At 59.2% G+C, this 16,350-nt stretch carries 19 protein-coding genes; 13 read left to right on the top strand and 6 right to left on the bottom strand.

Annotation, left to right across the window (positions count from 1 at the left end):
* On the top strand, positions 1-316 hold a 316-nt coding region (locus tag NEI07_RS04170), incomplete at its 5' end, for a hypothetical protein (RefSeq protein ID WP_256032927.1).
* Between the two features lie 448 nt (positions 317-764).
* Here NEI07_RS04170 and NEI07_RS04165 read toward each other — a convergent pair.
* Positions 765-1,373 (bottom strand): TetR/AcrR family transcriptional regulator, encoded by a 609-nt coding sequence (locus NEI07_RS04165; protein ID WP_256032926.1) that lies wholly within the window; start codon positions 1,371-1,373, stop codon positions 765-767.
* A gap of 107 nt (positions 1,374-1,480) precedes the next feature.
* Here NEI07_RS04165 and NEI07_RS04160 point away from each other — a divergent pair, with 107 nt between their 5' ends.
* Both NEI07_RS04160 and NEI07_RS19575 read left to right on the top strand, forming a co-directional pair.
* Entirely contained in the window at positions 1,481-1,975 is a 495-nt protein-coding gene (locus NEI07_RS04160) for an SRPBCC family protein (protein WP_256032923.1), read from the top strand.
* Between the two features lie 1,224 nt (positions 1,976-3,199).
* Entirely contained in the window at positions 3,200-4,522 is a 1,323-nt protein-coding gene (locus tag NEI07_RS19575; protein WP_256032922.1) for an adenylate/guanylate cyclase domain-containing protein, read from the top strand.
* On the opposite strand, the gene NEI07_RS04150 is transcribed toward NEI07_RS19575, so the two are convergent.
* A complete protein-coding gene (locus NEI07_RS04150) occupies positions 4,499-4,993 on the bottom strand; it encodes a TIGR04282 family arsenosugar biosynthesis glycosyltransferase (RefSeq protein WP_256032921.1) in 495 nt (164 codons plus the stop codon). The genes NEI07_RS19575 and NEI07_RS04150 overlap by 24 nt on opposite strands.
* 116 nt (positions 4,994-5,109) lie before the next feature.
* Positions 5,110-5,778: a TIGR04283 family arsenosugar biosynthesis glycosyltransferase gene (locus NEI07_RS04145; protein ID WP_256032920.1), complete on the bottom strand. Its 669-nt coding sequence runs from the start codon at positions 5,776-5,778 to the stop codon at positions 5,110-5,112.
* A 186-nt stretch (positions 5,779-5,964) separates the two neighbouring features.
* On the opposite strand from NEI07_RS04145, the gene NEI07_RS04140 reads away from it, so the two are divergent.
* From NEI07_RS04140 to NEI07_RS04110, 7 genes are all read left to right on the top strand, one after another.
* A complete protein-coding gene (locus NEI07_RS04140) occupies positions 5,965-6,963 on the top strand; it encodes a radical SAM protein (protein ID WP_256032919.1) in 999 nt (332 codons plus the stop codon).
* Entirely contained in the window at positions 6,960-8,387 is a 1,428-nt protein-coding gene (locus NEI07_RS04135) for a dihydrolipoyl dehydrogenase family protein (RefSeq protein WP_256032918.1), read from the top strand. Before NEI07_RS04140 ends, NEI07_RS04135 begins: the two co-directional genes overlap by 4 nt.
* Positions 8,384-9,079 (top strand): TVP38/TMEM64 family protein, encoded by a 696-nt coding sequence (locus NEI07_RS04130; protein ID WP_256032917.1) that lies wholly within the window; start codon positions 8,384-8,386, stop codon positions 9,077-9,079. The genes NEI07_RS04135 and NEI07_RS04130 overlap by 4 nt, the downstream gene beginning before the upstream one ends.
* Before the next feature lie 32 nt (positions 9,080-9,111).
* Positions 9,112-9,687 carry a carboxymuconolactone decarboxylase family protein gene (locus tag NEI07_RS04125; protein ID WP_256032915.1) on the top strand — a complete coding sequence of 192 codons (576 nt, stop codon included), beginning with the start codon at positions 9,112-9,114 and terminating at the stop codon, positions 9,685-9,687.
* Positions 9,688-10,561: 874 nt separating this feature from the next.
* Complete coding sequence (locus NEI07_RS04120; RefSeq protein WP_256032914.1) at positions 10,562-11,245, top strand: outer membrane protein; 684 nt, start codon at positions 10,562-10,564, stop codon at positions 11,243-11,245.
* A gap of 164 nt (positions 11,246-11,409) precedes the next feature.
* The gene (locus tag NEI07_RS04115; protein WP_256032913.1) at positions 11,410-12,267 is read left to right on the top strand and encodes a DUF547 domain-containing protein; all 858 of its coding nucleotides are present in this window, start codon (positions 11,410-11,412) and stop codon (positions 12,265-12,267) included.
* A gap of 193 nt (positions 12,268-12,460) precedes the next feature.
* Positions 12,461-13,150, top strand: a complete 690-nt coding sequence (locus NEI07_RS04110) for a DUF3047 domain-containing protein (protein ID WP_328516958.1) — start codon at positions 12,461-12,463, stop codon at positions 13,148-13,150.
* A 51-nt stretch (positions 13,151-13,201) separates the two neighbouring features.
* On the opposite strand, the gene NEI07_RS04105 is transcribed toward NEI07_RS04110, so the two are convergent.
* The 3 genes from NEI07_RS04105 to NEI07_RS04095 all read right to left on the bottom strand — a co-directional run bounded on the left by NEI07_RS04105 (position 13,202) and on the right by NEI07_RS04095 (position 14,529).
* Positions 13,202-13,459, bottom strand: a complete 258-nt coding sequence (locus NEI07_RS04105) for an SRPBCC domain-containing protein (RefSeq protein WP_256032911.1) — start codon at positions 13,457-13,459, stop codon at positions 13,202-13,204.
* A 261-nt stretch (positions 13,460-13,720) separates the two neighbouring features.
* Positions 13,721-14,296, bottom strand: coding sequence for a carboxymuconolactone decarboxylase family protein (locus tag NEI07_RS04100; RefSeq protein ID WP_256032909.1), 576 nt, complete (start codon positions 14,294-14,296; stop codon positions 13,721-13,723).
* Between the two features lie 17 nt (positions 14,297-14,313).
* Entirely contained in the window at positions 14,314-14,529 is a 216-nt protein-coding gene (locus NEI07_RS04095) for a tautomerase family protein (RefSeq protein ID WP_256032908.1), read from the bottom strand.
* A gap of 117 nt (positions 14,530-14,646) precedes the next feature.
* On the opposite strand from NEI07_RS04095, the gene NEI07_RS04090 reads away from it, so the two are divergent.
* From NEI07_RS04090 to NEI07_RS04080, 3 genes are read left to right on the top strand one after another with little or no spacing between them, the layout of a single operon-like run.
* Positions 14,647-15,042, top strand: a complete 396-nt coding sequence (locus tag NEI07_RS04090; protein ID WP_256032907.1) for a winged helix-turn-helix transcriptional regulator — start codon at positions 14,647-14,649, stop codon at positions 15,040-15,042.
* 37 nt (positions 15,043-15,079) lie between these two features.
* A complete protein-coding gene (locus NEI07_RS04085) occupies positions 15,080-15,664 on the top strand; it encodes a sigma-70 family RNA polymerase sigma factor (RefSeq protein WP_256032905.1) in 585 nt (194 codons plus the stop codon).
* Positions 15,661-16,347: an NrsF family protein gene (locus NEI07_RS04080; protein ID WP_256032903.1), complete on the top strand. Its 687-nt coding sequence runs from the start codon at positions 15,661-15,663 to the stop codon at positions 16,345-16,347. The genes NEI07_RS04085 and NEI07_RS04080 overlap by 4 nt, the downstream gene beginning before the upstream one ends.
* Positions 16,348-16,350: the final 3 nt, after the last annotated feature.

The following is a 16,350-nucleotide window of genomic DNA, read 5'->3' as shown; positions in this document are numbered from 1 at the left end:
CTTCCTGAAACCAATGATGATAGCGGAGATTGACGCGACCTCGTCGTCACTTGGCGGCTTGCAACGCTGCCAAGGCTCGAATTCAACATTCTCGGCAACCTCACCGGTCGCCTTGGAACGCCGAGTATTTCCTATCTTGGCCGTGCAGGCGGCGATGACCCTAGGACAAATCGCTACAGAATTGGCTGAAGGGCATAACTCTTGGCAATTCACCAGGAATTCGAATCTCGTAGCGCATCGCGTGCAATTCGACGCCGTTCCGAATTCAAGTCCCAACTTCCATCACAGCTCATTGCGCCGCAGCGCGCCTCGATAAACGTAGACAGATCGTCAACTGCGCGTTGCGCGGCGCGTGTTGCAGCAGTCCGTGCGAGACCGCCAAAAAAGAAGCCAATCAGGGCGCAGCGCGGCTCAAAGCGGCCGGAAACTTCAACTAAGGTGCCGGTGGCGACAGGGTTTATCGTCCAGCGGACTTCAGCACAACGGAACGGCCCCCCGCAGCCTGTACGACAAGGCTTTCCCGGGATCGAACTCTATGAGTTCTTCATCCACGGCTGATCGGCCCATGATGGGCTTGGCCAGTTCACAGGAGCGTACCGTCCCGACATGGACCGTTTCCGTGCTGCGGCAACAATGCGACAGCTGGGAGGCCCAGCGGTGTTCCATTCCGAAATCTCCCAGGATGGACCACAAATGCAGAATCGGCCTCGATGGTGCGGCTTACAGAAGTCTCTATTGCTTGGTTTTTTTTCGTGCGCTTCATCTTACACAACCTTCCCTCGTCTATGAGCTAAGGCGCCGCATGCCGCCCGACCCGCGTTGATCAGATCCGCGACGCGAGGCGTGAACCCTTCAAACGAGCCGATCGCCGAGCAGGCCACCGCAACTGAGAACGCCTGCCGAGCGCGCACCTGAGGGGAAGGATCCGATTTTATCTCACGGCGTCTCAAGGCGCCGCGCAGAGCGTTCTCAAGCGCATTGGACAGGCGGTCGAAGAATGCCTTGATCTCTACCGCCACCTGAGGCTCCGCAGCGATCTTATTCGCAGCGGTTCGCATGACGAGGCAGCCAGACCAACCCGATTGCCGGGCAGCGTGCTCAAACTTGTCCCAGAATTCGGCGATTTCCGCCAAACCCGCCTCAGCGCTCTCCAAGTCGTGCAGAAGGCGCTCGCCGACCATCTGTCGGTAGCTCATTAGCGCGGCAACAAGCAGCGCCTGCTTGTCCGGCCAAAGCGCATAAAGTCCCTTGCGGCTCGCGCCAGTCTCTCCCACAAGGGTGTCGAACGATACGGAATCGTATCCCCGCTGCCAGAACAGAGTCATCGCGGTTTGCACCGCTGCGTCAGGGTTAAACTCTCTCGGCCTTCCCATTGCCTTCTCCATCGCGCCCATGCTCGTTTGACAGAGAACGCGCATTCTTTTATATCCGACCAGGATAAGAGAACCGCAAGTCTCTTTTCCACGGAAGGAGAGCTGGGATGACAACGCTTAGGGCTGAGCGCGACATCGCTGCGGACGCCAGCGTCGTCTGGGCGCTGCTAAAGGATTTTCACCGCATCGATGCATTCAATCCGAACCTGTCACGCTCCGCCCACATCGACGGCACACCCCTCGAAGGAGTCGGCGCCGGACGTCGCTGCGAACTTAACGACGGGCGAAACTGGATCGAGGAACGCGTTGTCGATTGGCGGCCTGGCGAAAGGTACACGGTCGAGATATACGCCGGCACGATGCCGATACGCGATGTGCGGACGACGCTCGCGGTGTCACCGAAGGGAGCGGTGTCGCGAGCCGCCATGCAAATGACCTACACGCCCAAGTTCGGCCCCGTCGGTCAGTTGCTCGATCTACTGATGCTGCGCCGGAAAATGAAGGGGCTGATGGATAGCGTGCTCGAGGGGCTCGAGCAGAAATCTGTCGAGAGCCTGGCAGAGCCCACGCCACGGCGAGCGCAGAGGCAGGAGTGCGCCTAGCGTCAGCGGGTCACTGAAGAAATTGCTTATTTCCGCGCTCGCCAGATTGCTGTCGTTCGCGCGTTCCATCCAGCATTCTGCCAGCCGTCCGTTCTCGACTCGCAGACGACGATTCCATCCTGGACCCAGGCAAAACTCGATTACCACGCCGCCGCGGCGCGCGCGCGAGGTCGGGCGGTTCATGTTCCGCGTCGGCAAGGAACTCGAAGCAGAAGCGTTGCGGCGCTCGACCCGGCGCGCCCCGGTTCCGTGCGCCGATCAAGCGAGCGCGCGAAATCCTTCTTAAGGGACAGAACGTGTGGAGGCCATCGGGGACTTGGTTGAGACAGCGGCGTTCCTGGATGGCGCCCGCGCCAGCGGCGTTCAGGTTGAGGCATCTGGCCGCTTAACGGCGCTGCTCAGTGAGCAGGCCCACCCCAATCGGGTCCGCGAAGTGGGGGGATTTGGTAGCGGAGGTCCGTTACCGCCGATCCCCCCGACTGAATTCGTTGGCGTTTTCATTTTCGTTCACATTACGGGACGAAAGATTGCGCGATGATAGACCGGCCGCGCGCGCGAGCATCCCAACATCATCGAAGAACCAACTACCGACACACAAATTGAGAAATCTCACCGGAAAAGAATTTCAGTCAGTTCCGTAACCAGGAACCGGTCTCGCTCGAAGAATGTCTTAGCCGTTTTTGACGACGCACCTGCGTAGAGGATCCGGAGTCGAGAATCTGAACGAGAGCTCGGACGGCGTCGTGCGTATCGCTGCGATTGGTCCTGATCCTGCTTCGCGATCGGAGCACTCACGCCCGTAGGCAGAATTGTGGGGCGCGTCCACGAGCGAATAAGAGTTTCATGCCCCAAGGATGGAGTCCAATAAGGGAGGACGACATGAAAAAGACAGCTCAAATCGCGTTGCTCGCATCCCTGCTCTTCATTGGCGTCGCAGGCGGTAGCGCAAAAATCGTCAATTCACTCAGGTCCGGCGCCAGCGATCCCTGCCTTGGCTATGCAATTTGCCAGTGACTCGAGCCTGACGGAATCGTTCGGAACTGCTTGTAAGCAAGCAAAGGCCCACAACTGGCCGAAAGAAGATTAAGCCGCTCACCCTCCATGAACGCCGTGGCTCACACAACGACGATGTTCCGACACGCAGTTTCCCAATTCTGGCGCTCGTTAACGGCAGTTCCACTCGGCGAGCCGGCGCCGGCTCATATTCCGTCACGGTTGAGAGGAGTGATTGCGCAGGAACATAAGCAGGGAGAACTGCTTATCGCTTGGGCGCAAGGCGCCTTGCTGCTGATTTGGAGCGCGCTCTATGCGCTCGCGCCAAGAGCTTTACCCTCGCAAGCATTCGAGTCCGTTCCGTGGACGCTGGCGGCCTATGGCGCGTTCATCATCGTCAGGCTCATCCTGATTTATCAAAACCGACTCGCGGATTGGCATGTAGCGCTGACGATCATCGTCGATATAGGCGTGCTGATGTTGCTGATTTGGAGCTTTCATCTTCAATATGATCAGCCGCCAGCTTTTTACTTGAAGGCGCCAACACTGCTTTATGTCTTTATTTTTATAGCTTTGCGCACATTGAGTTTCGAGGCGCGATGGGTGTTGCTCGCAGGAGCGGTCAGCGCCGCCGGCTGGGGCGGTCTCTTACTCTACGCCATAGTGGCGCAATCGGATAATCCACCGGTCACTCACGACTATGTCCATTACATGAATTCGTCGAGCATTCTGCTCGGCGCGGAATTTGACAAGATTGTCTCGATTCTCATGGTTACGGCGGTGCTGGCATTAGCGTTGCGGAGAACGCGACAACTTGTTCTGCGTTGCGTCGTCGATCATGCTGCGGCAAACGACTTGTCTCGCTTCGTCGCAAGAGGCCTGGCGCAGAGAATCGCGCACGCCGAGGCGCCGATCGAGCCCGGTCAGGCGGAGCTGAGATCGGCTGCCGCCCTCGTTATCGACTTGCGCGATTTCACAAGGATTTCTCGCCGCCTGACGCCTCAGGAGGTAATGCAGCTGCTCGGCGAGTATCAAAGGCGGGTTATACCGCTCGTTCAGCGTAGCGGAGGATTCATCGACAAATTCCTCGGCGACGGAATCCTCGCGAGTTTTGGCGCTGTGATCGTAAACGATACTTATGCCGCTGACGCACTCCGCGCTGTCGATGCGATCGCGTCGGAGCTTGAGGCGTGGCGCACTACGCGCATCGAGGCTGGCTTAGTGGCGCCCTCGTTTGGCTTGGCAGTCTCAACGGGCGATGTTTTGTTTGGCGCGGTTGGCGACAGCACAAGGCTCGAGTACACGATTATAGGCGACGCCGTCAATTTCGGCGCCCGGCTCGAAAAGCACTCCAAGATTGAGCGGGTGACGGCCGTAACCGATACGGCGACGTTTGAACTTGCTCGGTCTCAAGGTTACGCATCAACCGAAAGGTGGGGTTATCGTCTTGGGCGCGAAATTGCGGGCGTCGACTATCCAGTGGATCTCGCGGTTCTAATCGAGGCGGGGCGTTCCTCCAATGGACCTCGGTTACCGGCGGCGGCGACCGTATAGAAACTCCCAACCGGAAAGACGCGCGAGCGACGCGGCGTCGTCGACGTCCTCGTGCATATTGAGCATCGCGACCGAAGCGCCGGCTAAATTCGCCAGACTGTCGGATAACGCATGTTCCGTCGACCACCGCACGTCGCGGAAGGGATCAACGAAGCGGGGTCGGCGGCGAAAGCCAACGGCCCAATAGCCACCGTCCGCTGCAGGGCCAAAAACCGCGTCATGATTGCGCAACGCCCGAAAAGCGCCCGCCACTTCGACAATCGTGACCCGCGGCACATCGGAGCCCATGATGAGTACGGGTCCCGCCGGCAACGCTTTTGCGACCCGCGCCATGCGCTCGCCGAGGTCGCCCTTGCCTTGCGGCAAAACGCCAAAGCGAGGCGGCCAAGGTCCAGAGCGATCGGGCGTCACCGCGAGCCATGTTATCCAGCGCGGATCGGCGCCGAGACGTTGAAGTGTCTGCGTGAGCATAACGCGCTGAAACCTCAACGCCTGCATAGGCCCTATGCCTGCCTCGAGGCGCCGCTTGCCGGCGCCGTATCGCGGCGCGCGCGTAAAAATGACAAGATGCGCGCGAAGACCCATGGTCAGCCGTAGACGCGCTTTATCAACCGAGGCGGAACACGCGCAAAATAGAGCAAAAGGCAAAGGAGGTTGCGGGCGCTGCGCCGCAGCCATCCCTCCCGACGCCACCGCGCGGCGGAGGTGCGCGCCGTTACGGGAAGCGCTACGACGCGGCGCCGACCGATCCGGCGCGCGAAGTCGACATCCTCCATCAGCTCCAGCGGCTTATAGCCGCCGACAGCGCGATAAAGGTCGCGATGAATAAGCAGGCCCTGATCGCCATAGGGCAAGCCCAGTCTCCTAACGCGCCAGGCGACCATTCGCTCCAGACGTCGCGCTTGCCGTGACGGATCATCCAGAGCGAAGCGGAAGGTCGCCGCCTTCGTCCGATTTGCCGGGTCCTTGCAAAAATGGGTCACGGCCTTCCGCCAGCCTTCCTCCAGCAAAGTATCGGCGTGAAGAAACAAGAGCCAGTCGCCCCTTGCTTGCTCGGCGCCCGCGCGCAATTGCGGGCCGCGTCCTCTCGGCGCGACAATGACCCGCGCGCCCCAGTCGCGCGCCATCTTGGCGCTAGCATCGGTTGAGCCGCCGTCGACGACGAGAACTTCGCCGTCGACGCCAGAGAGCGCCGCCAGTGCTCCTGGCAGCGTTCGCGAAGCGTTCAAGATCGGAATGACAATCGATAGGCTCATGCTGACCGCCTATTGAGGCCTTCGTCGCGACGCGGGAAAGGTTACTTCCGTGCCGGAGATTAGAAAACATCCTCGAGGAAGGCAGTTGGCCGACTATATAGCTGCGGCGCGACATATCCGCCGCAGCGGTGAAACCTTTTGTAGCGCAGATTCGAATTGCTTAACTGAACATCAAGGAACCGTCGTATGAGAGTCCCTTCGGTCAGTGTCTTGAATGGGGAATGCGTTCGCGCAGACCTTTCCCGGGCGGCGGCCCAATTCGCTGATCCAGACGTCACGGCCAAGGGTGAGCGCCGCGCGTCGGTTCCCTTTCACCGTCTTGAAACCTTGTGGTTCAACACGGGGACGCTTTGCAATCTCGCCTGCGAGGGGTGCTATATCGAATCCTCGCCGCGCAACGACCGCCTTTCCTATCTGACGCGCGCTGAGGCGGCGGCCTTCCTGATGGAAGCGGCGGGGCTCTTTGGTGGACCGTTAGAAATCGGATTCACCGGCGGCGAGCCCTTCATGAACCCCGATACGCCGGGAATGCTCGAAGATTGCCTCACCGCGGGCCATCGGGTTGTTATCCTCACGAATGGGATGAAACCGATGCAGCGCGCGAAGGCGAAGCTGCTCGATCTCAGAGCGAGATTCCCAGGCAGGCTGACGATACGCGTATCGCTCGACCATTACGAAGCGGCCGGCCATGAAAAAATTCGCGGACCTAACAGCTGGGAACCTGCGATCGACGGCTTGCGCTGGCTCGCGTCCAATAATTTCGATCTGACCATCGCTTCGCGTCTCGTATGGGATGAGACCGAGGCCGAGACGCGAGGCGGATTTCGCGCGCTGTTCGACAGGCTCGGGTTGAGCGTCGACGCAGACGACGCCGCTCGATTGGTCCTCTTCCCGGAAATGGACGCGCGCGAAGATGTGCCTGAGATCAGCGAAGGCTGCTGGAGCATATTGGGCCGCTCTCCCATGGAGATGATGTGCGCGACTTCGCGGATGGTGATCAAGCGCAAGGGAGCTGAGCGGCCTGCTGTTGTGTCCTGCACGCTTTTGCCGGACGCGCATGGCTTCGAGTTGGGGACGACGCTCGCGGAGTCATTCCGCCCGGTCAGTCTCAATCATGTCTTCTGCTCGCGTTTCTGCGTTCTTGGCGGCGCTTCGTGCAGCGCGAAGGGAGACAATGGATCGTGAGCGAACAAATTACGTGCGACATTTGCATTATCGGCGCCGGCTCCGCCGGTCTCTCGGTCGCCGCGGGCGCGGCGCAGATGGGCGCCCAGACGATTCTTATCGAGGCAAACCGCATGGGCGGAGATTGCCTAAATACAGGCTGCGTGCCGTCGAAATCGCTGCTCGCGGCCGCCAAGGCCGCGTACGCGGTTTCGCGAGCGACGCGCTTCGGCGTTCATGGCGGCGAGCCCCGCGTCGATTTCGCTGCTGTCAACGCCTATGTGCACGACGTGATTGCATCGATCGCGCCGCACGACTCGGTTGAGCGCTTTGTTGGGGTAGGCTGTACGGTAATACAGGCGCGCGCCCGGTTTATAGATGAACGAACGATCGAAGCCGGCGGAAAAACAATCCGCGCGCGGCGCTTCGTGCTCGCGACAGGAAGCCGCGCCGCGATCCCCGACATTCCGGGAATCGAAGAAGTTCCTTATTTCACGAACGAGTCGATCTTCGAGAATTCGGTCCTACCGAACCATTTGCTCATCATTGGCGCCGGGCCGATCGGCTGTGAAATGGCGCAGGCGCATCGGCGCCTCGGCGCGAAAGTCACCTTGCTCGATATTGGTCCAATCTTGCCCAAGGATGATCCGGACGCGGTCGCCGTAGTGCGCGAGACGCTCGCCGAAGAGGGCGTCGACATACTGGAAAACGCAACAATCGCACGGATAGAGAACAGAACTCGCGGCGTCGCGCTCGTGATTGAGACGGAGGCTGGAGAGAAACGCCTCGATGGCTCGCATCTGCTTCTTGCTGCCGGCCGCAAGCCAAATATCGAAAATCTTGGTTTAGAGGCGGCCGGCGTGCGCTTCTCCGGAAAGGGCGTCGAGGTTGATGCGCGCCTGCGCACGACGAACAAAGGGATTTTCGCCGCGGGAGATGTGATTGGCGGACTTCAATTCACGCATATGGCGAACTATCACGCCGGCGTCATCATTCGTAATGCGCTTTTCCGGCTGCCAGCGAAAAGCAAGCCATCGCCCTTTCCATGGGTCACTTATACCGACCCCGAACTCGCTCAGGTCGGTCTCAACGAAGAACAGGCGCGGGACCACTATGGCGACGGCGCGCAAGTGCTGCGCGCCGAATTTCGAGACAACGACCGCGCGCGCGCCGAGGGGACGACTCGCGGTTTTCTCAAAGTCGTTACGACCAAGCGCGGGCGGGTGCTCGGCGCGACGATGGTCGGCCAGAAGGCCGGCGAATTGATCGCGCCCTGGACGTTAGCGATCTCTCAAGGCCTGAAAATCGGCGCCATCGCCAATCTCATCGCTCCCTATCCGACGCTGGGCGAAATCTCCAAGCGGGCCGCTGGGAGCTACTACACGCCGACGCTCTTTTCTCCGCGCACGCGCAAACTCGTGCGCTTTCTGGGACTTTTTGGATGAATCTCAAACGCGTCGTCCCTCTCCTCGTTCTAGTGGCGCTCGTCGCGGCCGCCTTTGCGTTCCGGCTCGATCGCTACCTCACGCTCGAAGCTCTGAAAGACCATCGCGCCCTACTTCTCGCCTTTGTGGAGGCTCACGCATTTACGGCGGCGATCGGCTTTGTCTTTGCCTATGCCGCTGTCGTCGCGCTTTCCCTGCCTGGCGCGACAATCATGACGCTGGCCGGCGGCTTCCTCTTTGGCGTGCCGCTTGGCGCAACGCTGACCGTCATTGGCGCGACGGCGGGGGCGACGCTGCTGTTTATGATCGCGCGTTCGGCCTTTGGCGATTTGCTGCGTCAACGCGCCGGGCCGTTTCTCGCCCGCATGGCCGAGGGCTTTCGCAAGGACGCCTTCAGCTATCTGCTTTTCCTGCGCCTTGTGCCGGCCTTCCCGTTCTGGGCCGTCAATCTGGTCCCGGCGCTCCTCGATATGCGCCTTGCTCCCTATGTTGCAGCGACCGCACTCGGGATTATCCCGGGGACTACGATCTACACAGCCTTTGGCGCAAGCCTGGGACAGGTATTCGACGCCGGAGACGATGTGCGGCTGAAAGACGTGTTCAGCCCGACCCTGATCGCCGCCCTTGTTGGGCTCGGTCTTTTGTCGCTACTGCCGGTCGCCTTGCGCCGATTGCGCAAAGCGCCGTCTTGAGCCTCATCTCTCTCACTGATGGAAATCCGCAAATGTCTGTTGTGCCGGCGAAAGAGATAATCGACTATCCGTGGTTCATTCGCCTTTTCTTCTGGAAGCAACGGCGAACCTATGGCCGCGTGCTCGATCCCGGCCTGCTGTGGGGTCGCTCCCCTTGGGTTTTCGCGGCTGTCGCATTACTTTATGGCGCACTGGATCGGCGGTCGTCCCCGCTCTCGCCTGCACTACGATCTCTCGTGACAGTGCGAGTCTCGCAAATCAATCATTGCGCGTTTTGCGTCGACATCAATTCGGCGACGCTGGCGAAGCGCGGCGTCCCAATGCAGAAAATCGAGGCGCTCCCCGCATGGCGGGAGCGCGCGCTCTTCACCGCGGACGAAAAGCTCGCTCTTGAATACGCCGAAGCAATGACGATTACTGAGCCGGGCGTAAGCGACGACTTGCGAGCGAAACTAAAACTGAGGTGGCCCGACGACGCCATCGTAGAATTGACCGGTTTAATCGCGTTTCAGAATCTTTCATCGAAATTCAACGCGGCGCTCGATGTCGCACCTCAGGGTTTTTGCGTCGCGCCGACGCAACCGAGCGCGAGTTCCCTTTCTCCATAGTCCAGGCCGTCGCTCGACGGCCATGAGTCACTGCGCGCGCCATAATCACATGCGAGCGACGAAGGCTCGCACGCGCCCAATTCCGTGACGGGATTGCTGAACACTAAATGTTCGCCGATCGCGCGCATCGCATTTGCGATGCTTCCACGGCATTTGTAACTTTCAGACAGTTCGTTCGAAGAATCCATTGTCGAATGCGGCCAACGCTTCGAGGCGCGAGATCTAAGCGCCCGTTTCGCCGCGCAAGACATGAGGACGCTCATGAACGCCATCACGGCTGCTCTTTCGATCTACGCTGCGGCTGCTGTCGTCATCCTTGTCGTCACGCTCATCGCCGTCGGTTGAGCGCCATCGTAGCGCATGGTCGAGAGCTTTTGATCCATTCTTAACGAGCGCGGCACACGCGGCCCAGCGTTCCGACTGTGCAACTTCTTCTGAACAGGTGAGTGAGCGGCGAGCGCCTTCGCCGCGTGATGAATCGACGCCACTCATGCGTTGTCAAAAAACGAACCGCGTGAAGTGTGAGTAGCGCCTCGGTTCCCTGCCTTCCAAGACTGTGCTTTGAAAAGGCAATGCCGCAAGCGTTGGGGCTTTGCATCGCTGATCGCCTTCGCACAATACGCCTCTCACGCAGGCGCTTCACGTTTTTGTTTTTTCGCTTCACGACATGCGTCGCAGTATCTGTGGGACACGTTCGATTTGCCGCCGTTCTCGCATCAATGAATTTGTCCACGTGTAACTTTCGTCACCGCCGTTCGAACTGGGAAACATGGAGAGCGTTCGCCGCTAACGTCACTTCGTGATCGGAGTGCAAATGCAGCCGATGCAACAAGGCCGCGAGCTCCAGATCAAACCAGTATGAAGGAACGGCAAGATGAAACAGCGAATCTCGGCTTTGGCTCTCGCCACAGTTCTCGCCACAGGCTCGGCCAATGCGGCCGATCTTCCTTCCCGAAAAGCGTCTCTCGCATACATTCCGCCGCCGGCGTTCTCCTGGACGGGTCCTTATGTCGGCCTCAATGCGGGCTATGGCTTCGGCCAGCGTTCAGACTTCAACGGTTTCGTCGGCGGCGGTCAGGTCGGGTTCAATTATCAGCTGACGCCATTGTTGGTCGCCGGCCTCGAAACTGACTTTCAGGGCGCCGACATTTCTACGCGAAACGGCGGCTTTAATGTCAGCTTCTTTGACGTGCTGCCGACGAAAGTCGAGTGGTTTGGCACGGTTCGCGGTCGCGCTGGCATTGCGCTGTTTAATTCGCGGTTGCTCGTCTATGGCGGCGGTGGATTGGCGTACGGGAGAGTGAAACAGGCGGGGCTCTTCAACGAATACGGGGACACGCAGACAGGCTGGACAGCGGGCGGCGGCGTCGAATGGGCTCCCGCAGCCTTTCCCAAATGGTCGGCGAAGGTCGAATATCTCTACACCAGTCTGAGCAACAACGGCGGAAACGCATTTTTTGCCGGCAATCGCGGGGACACACGATTTCACACCGTCCGCGCGGGCGTGAATTATCACTTCAATCTGTTTGCGCCCGCGTCGATCCTGGCAAGATTCTAGTCGAGCAAGCCGTCAAGCAAGTGCGATCCCGGCGCTCGCCGCCGGGCCGACGATGTGATCTCCGCGATACCCGCGCGGATCGTGGAGAACGTCGACTCTTAAACGTATGCCCTGGAACGGCCGCCAGAGTCGACGGCATAATTGCTGCCCAGAAGGAGCCACGAATGCGAAGAATTGCCGAAGTGATTGACGTAGCTTTTTGGGGGGGTGTGCGCGTGGCGTCACTTCTCGCGCTTATATCTTACGCGGCTGCGGCGACAACCGAGCCCGCGGATCTCTTCCGCGAAGCTGCAAATGATCCTTCCGTGGTTGTCGATCACTCGGCGTGGGACCGTCTGCTGCAAACTTATGTGCATCCGGCCGATGACGGGCTGAACCGGGTGGACTATGGAAGCTTTCAAGCGAATGGCCACGCAGAGTTAAAGCAGTATCTCGAAAGCCTGCGCGCCATCGACCCGCGAACGCTCGGCCGTTCGGAGCAGTTCGCCTTCCTCGCTAATCTTTATAATGCAAAGACGATCGACATCGTGCTGGATCACTATCCTGTCTCGTCGATCAAAAACGTCTCGCTCGGCGGCGGGCTCTTTGCGGCGTTCACCGGCGGCCCCTGGAAGGCCAAAGTGCTGACACTGCAGGGCGTCGAATTCAGTCTCGACGACATCGAACACGGCGTTCTACGGCGGCTGTTCAGGGATCCGCGAGCGCATTATTCCGTAAATTGCGCATCGGTCGGCTGTCCCAATCTACAGACGCACGCCTTCACCGGCGCCCGCCTCGACGCGCAACTCGACGCGGCGGCGAAAGCCTATGTCAACAACCCGCGAGGAACGAATTTCTCCGGCGGCCGGCTCGTGGTTTCTTCGATTTACGAATGGTTCAAGTCGGACTTCGGCGGCGATGATGTGGGCGTCCTCAGACATCTCCGCAAATATGCTACTCCGTCTCTCAGGTTAAAACTCGACTCTGTAAGATCGATTAGCAGTCATCAGTATGACTGGTCACTTAATGATGTCGTGCGGTGAAGCGGGGCTCCGAATGATCTTCGGCGCTTCGGCTTGCGATGCTCGGCGCCTCTTCCTTCCGCGACACTATCGATCCCGGAACCACGAACATGACCAAATTTACGCTGGTGCGGCTAGGCTGATATGACAAGAAATTGGCGCTCGTGCCGCAGGGTTGGGGGCGTTGTCGGGCTCGGAATATCAGGTTCATGAAATGATGGCTCGTCATAAGAGGGGGAGCGATACAAAATTGACAAAAGCGAAGCTCGGCGCAGGAGCTATTTCGATATTCTGGATGACGTGGACGGCCTTGTCCGTCGCGCGGGCGGAAAGTCTACTGCTAGATCCTGCAAGAGCGCTGGCTAGCGCGAAGCGGATCGACTTCGTTGGCCGAAACGATTTCAGCGTCGAGGAGAGCGCGCAGGGCGCCATGCTACGTAGCGTCCCTCATAAATCCGCATCCGGTCTCTATCAACCAGTTGAACGAGACGGCGCTGAGCTGACGCGCGTTCGGTGGCGATGGCGCGTCGACCAACTCCAGGCCACGGCAGATTTGCGCAAGCTCGCAACCGAGGATTTCGGCGCAATGATCATGTTCGTTTTCGGCAAGCCGTCGTTTCTCAATCGCGACGTTCCCACGTTGAGCTATGTTTGGACGGCGACGCCTATGCGCAACGGATCGATTATCCGCTCTCAGCGATACCAAAGCCTCGCCTATATCCAACTCCGCGGAAGCGCCGACATCGGTCTTATGCGCGTCGAAGAGCGTGACGTCGCCGGCGACTATAGAAACGTGTTCGGTAAGGAGCCAGGCGAGTTGAATTTCATCGTCGTGTTCAACGACAATGATCAGACGAATGAGCCCGCATCCGCCCTGTTCGGGCCGATAGTGGACGGACGCTAGTAGTCACTTAGAGTTGAATTTCTGATTGCTCTAATTCCTAACGCAATGTTTTCACTCTGCGCGCTTTTTCAACGCGTCGTTCATTTCGGCAAAGCCCTGTTTCGTGGCCTGTAACATGGTTCCACGCATAAGAATCGGCGCCAATAATCCGGAGAATATCTCCCCGTGCCTGAGAAGCGTGGCCGAGTGGCCGAGCGGCCCGAGCACGAAGTAATGTTCTCCAGCGAAAACGCCGCGCGCTATGACTTTCCCGATCCAGCGCAGCTCACGTTCCTGATCGGCCACAAGTATGGTTGGGTTGAGCGTCATGATGGCTCGATCAGGCGGCGCAATTTGCACGCTAAGTTGGTTGCCCCGGGTGAGCGCGCCGGAAATTGAACGAATAAAGGGATTCTACGACGACATAGTTGGGAAGTCGGTGAGGATCCGCCAAATCCTGGTCGGTGGCGCTTCGACCGTGATTTGTGTTTCAATCGAGATCTTCATTGTCGTTTCCTCGAAATCGGCGTGTCCCGCCCATGACGGAACACTCGACGAGACACGCCGAAGCGAAGTTCAATCCTCTGACCTCTACGCCATCTCCCACACGCGCGTGGCGAAGACCTCGTCTACCGGCGTGTGAAAGACGTGGTTCGCATAATTGCTGATCGTCTTGACGCTGATGGCGAGGATGATTCCGAGAATATTTCTCTCGCTGTATCCCGCGGAGAAGAATGCCCGCGCGTCGGCTTCGTTTGGACGCCCTCGCTTTTCGAGCATGATCCGCGTGAACTCCGCGAGCGCCCGCAGCTTGGCGTCGGGAATTGGCTGGCCGTCGCGGATGGCGTCCGTTACATCGGGCGGAACCTTCGACATCTTGTCGGCGACAAAGCTATGCGCCGCCATGCAGTAGTGGCACCCGTTCCAGCGACTGATGACGAGAAAGATCACTTCTTGCTCGATGGGAGTGAATCCGCATTCCTGACGAAAGGCCGCATAGCCGGAGGAATAGGCTTCGTATAGCGCCGGCTCATTGGCCATGGCCCCATACATTTTTGGCGTGAACCCCATTTGTCTCTTAGCGGATTCGAGCAGGCTCCGGGCTTTTCCAGTCGCCGTCTCGATCGTGAGGAGGGGCAGGTCTTTAATGCGATAGGCGTTGCTCATTGCGTTCGCTTCTCCGACTAACGATTTGCCAGACGACGAAGATCGGCGTCCGTCATGGGCTGGCCGCCAACTCCCCAGGCACCGGGGGCCACGTCCTCGACGATGACCCACGTCACGTCCCTCAGGCCCTCGCCTTCCACCGCCAGTACGGCCTCCGTCACCCCCGAGATGAGTTCCTTCTTCTGATCGGGCGTCAGATAGCCGCTGATTCCCTTGATGTTCACGAGTGGCATGCCGCTGCTCCTTTGGCTTAGCGTGAATGGAGCGATATCCACATGTATTTGCAAAATGGACAAGTAGGCACTAATAGTATCGATAGTGTCATTTTTGATACCACAGATGGAGCGTGCATGAGGAAACAGCGACATGAGACCTACACATGCTGCCCGCTCGAAGCCGCCCTGGACGTCATGGGAAGCAAATGGAAGGCGACGATTCTGTTTCGCCTGCTCGACGGCACAAGGCGCTTCAATGAACTTCGCAGGCTTATGCCGAATGTTACGCAGAGAATGCTGACCCTCCAGCTACGCGAGCTCGAAGCCGACGGCATGATCCTGCGCAAGGTTTTCGCCGAGGTGCCGCCCAAGGTCGAATACTCCCTGTCGGATCTCGGCAAGACATTGGAGCCATTGCTGCGGGAGCTGTACCTGTGGGGCCAAACGCACATACAGCGGAAACAGCCTGAGGCCAGTCCGGAGCCCGCCTCAAGCTCGACTGAAAAGAAAATCCTGCGCTCAAGCACTTGAGCACCGCTCTTCTTTCTGCGCCGAGGGTCAAAACGGCATGTCTACCCCCCGAGACGACCGCGCGAGGTTGGAGCGCGAGGAACGCTGGCGGCAATTGATGCGCGCCGCTCAAGACGGCGACAACGCCGCCTATGCTGCGCTTCTCTCTGAAATTCTTCCCGTCCTTCGCAGATTCGTCGCTTACAGATGGCCAAGCGCGCCGGACGTGGAAGACATCGTCCAGGAGGTTTTGCTGTCGGTCCACACGGTCCGGCACACTTATGACCCAGCGCGCCCTTTCATGCCCTGGCTGATGACGATCGCGATGCGCCGGACGATCGACGCCGCGCGCCGCCGGACAGCTCGCAACGCCAACGAAACGACAGTCGACATTATGCCCGAAACCTTTTCGGGAGACGACGCGAAGAACGAGCAGGAGATCAGCGATGATCAAGAGGCGATACGGCGCGCCCTGGCGCAGTTGCCAGACGGACAACGCCAGGCGGTGGAGCTGATGAAAGTGAAAGGTTTGTCGCTCCTGGAGGCTTCCGCGGTGACTGGCAAGAGCGTGGCTTCGTTGAAGGTCAGCGTGCATCGCGGGCTCAAGACGATGCGTGAAGTGTTGAAAAGAGAGACGCAATGAATTCCGAAGAACTTATTCGTCGCCTCGCCGCAAGCGCCAAGCCCGTCCGCCGTCTGCCGCATCCCATGTGGCGCGCAATGATGTGGTTTATGCTTTCTCTCGCCTATGCGGCGGGTCTGGTGTCCGTCATAGGGTTGCGTGGGGACTTCTCAGTTCGAATCGCGGAACCGCGCTTCTTGATCGAGCTCTCGGCCGCCATTCTGACGTCGATGATGGCGGCGGCTGCCGCGTTTTGCTCGACTTGCCCCGGCCGGCCGTTATGGGAGCGCCTGGCGCCTTTCCCGTTTTTACTCGTCTGGCTAGCGTCTCTTGGCGAAGGCTGCTGGCGCGATTGGACGCTGCATGGATATCAGGGTCTCGCCATTCAGCAGGAATTTAGCTGCTTCTGGAAAATCGTTGCGACGAGCGCGGCGCCGCTAGTCCTGATCCTGGTTATGGTTCGCCGGGGCGCGCCAATTGCGCCCTACCTGACGACCGGGCTCGCGACGCTCGCGGCGGCGTCGCTGGTCGCGGCCGGCATGCTCCTGTTCCATCAGCAAGAATCGAGCGTCATGGTGCTCGTCTGGCAGTTCGGCTCGGTCCTTGTCCTCTCAGGACTTGCTGCGCTCTTCGGTCGGCATGTCCTGTATTGGCGAACCGTCGATAAGCGTTCGCTCGAAAATCAAACGACACCTCACTGCTAACGG

Origin of the sequence: Methylocystis suflitae (assembly GCF_024448135.1) — a bacterium.
Lineage (GTDB): Bacteria > Pseudomonadota > Alphaproteobacteria > Rhizobiales > Beijerinckiaceae > Methylocystis > Methylocystis suflitae.
Note: the sequence above shows the minus strand (reverse complement) of the source record. Positions and strands in the feature narration are given on the sequence as shown.

What these genes read in the sequence shown, in the direction of transcription:
- NEI07_RS04145 (WP_256032920.1), bottom strand. Translation starts at nt 5,778, where the DNA reads ATGAGCCTATCGATTGTCATTCCGATCTTGAACGCTTCGCGAACGCTG.
- NEI07_RS04160 (WP_256032923.1), top strand. Translation starts at nt 1,481, where the DNA reads ATGACAACGCTTAGGGCTGAGCGCGACATCGCTGCGGACGCCAGCGTC.
- NEI07_RS04090 (WP_256032907.1), top strand. Translation starts at nt 14,647, where the DNA reads ATGAGGAAACAGCGACATGAGACCTACACATGCTGCCCGCTCGAAGCC.
- NEI07_RS04095 (WP_256032908.1), bottom strand. Translation starts at nt 14,529, where the DNA reads ATGCCACTCGTGAACATCAAGGGAATCAGCGGCTATCTGACGCCCGAT.
- NEI07_RS04115 (WP_256032913.1), top strand. Translation starts at nt 11,410, where the DNA reads ATGCGAAGAATTGCCGAAGTGATTGACGTAGCTTTTTGGGGGGGTGTG.
- NEI07_RS04110 (WP_328516958.1), top strand. Translation starts at nt 12,461, where the DNA reads ATGATGGCTCGTCATAAGAGGGGGAGCGATACAAAATTGACAAAAGCG.
- NEI07_RS04100 (WP_256032909.1), bottom strand. Translation starts at nt 14,296, where the DNA reads ATGAGCAACGCCTATCGCATTAAAGACCTGCCCCTCCTCACGATCGAG.
- NEI07_RS04120 (WP_256032914.1), top strand. Translation starts at nt 10,562, where the DNA reads ATGAAACAGCGAATCTCGGCTTTGGCTCTCGCCACAGTTCTCGCCACA.
- NEI07_RS04080 (WP_256032903.1), top strand. Translation starts at nt 15,661, where the DNA reads ATGAATTCCGAAGAACTTATTCGTCGCCTCGCCGCAAGCGCCAAGCCC.
- NEI07_RS04165 (WP_256032926.1), bottom strand. Translation starts at nt 1,373, where the DNA reads ATGGGAAGGCCGAGAGAGTTTAACCCTGACGCAGCGGTGCAAACCGCG.
- NEI07_RS04125 (WP_256032915.1), top strand. Translation starts at nt 9,112, where the DNA reads ATGTCTGTTGTGCCGGCGAAAGAGATAATCGACTATCCGTGGTTCATT.
- NEI07_RS04150 (WP_256032921.1), bottom strand. Translation starts at nt 4,993, where the DNA reads ATGCTCACGCAGACACTTCAACGTCTCGGCGCCGATCCGCGCTGGATA.
- NEI07_RS04105 (WP_256032911.1), bottom strand. Translation starts at nt 13,459, where the DNA reads ATGACGCTCAACCCAACCATACTTGTGGCCGATCAGGAACGTGAGCTG.
- NEI07_RS04130 (WP_256032917.1), top strand. Translation starts at nt 8,384, where the DNA reads ATGAATCTCAAACGCGTCGTCCCTCTCCTCGTTCTAGTGGCGCTCGTC.
- NEI07_RS04140 (WP_256032919.1), top strand. Translation starts at nt 5,965, where the DNA reads ATGAGAGTCCCTTCGGTCAGTGTCTTGAATGGGGAATGCGTTCGCGCA.
- NEI07_RS04085 (WP_256032905.1), top strand. Translation starts at nt 15,080, where the DNA reads ATGTCTACCCCCCGAGACGACCGCGCGAGGTTGGAGCGCGAGGAACGC.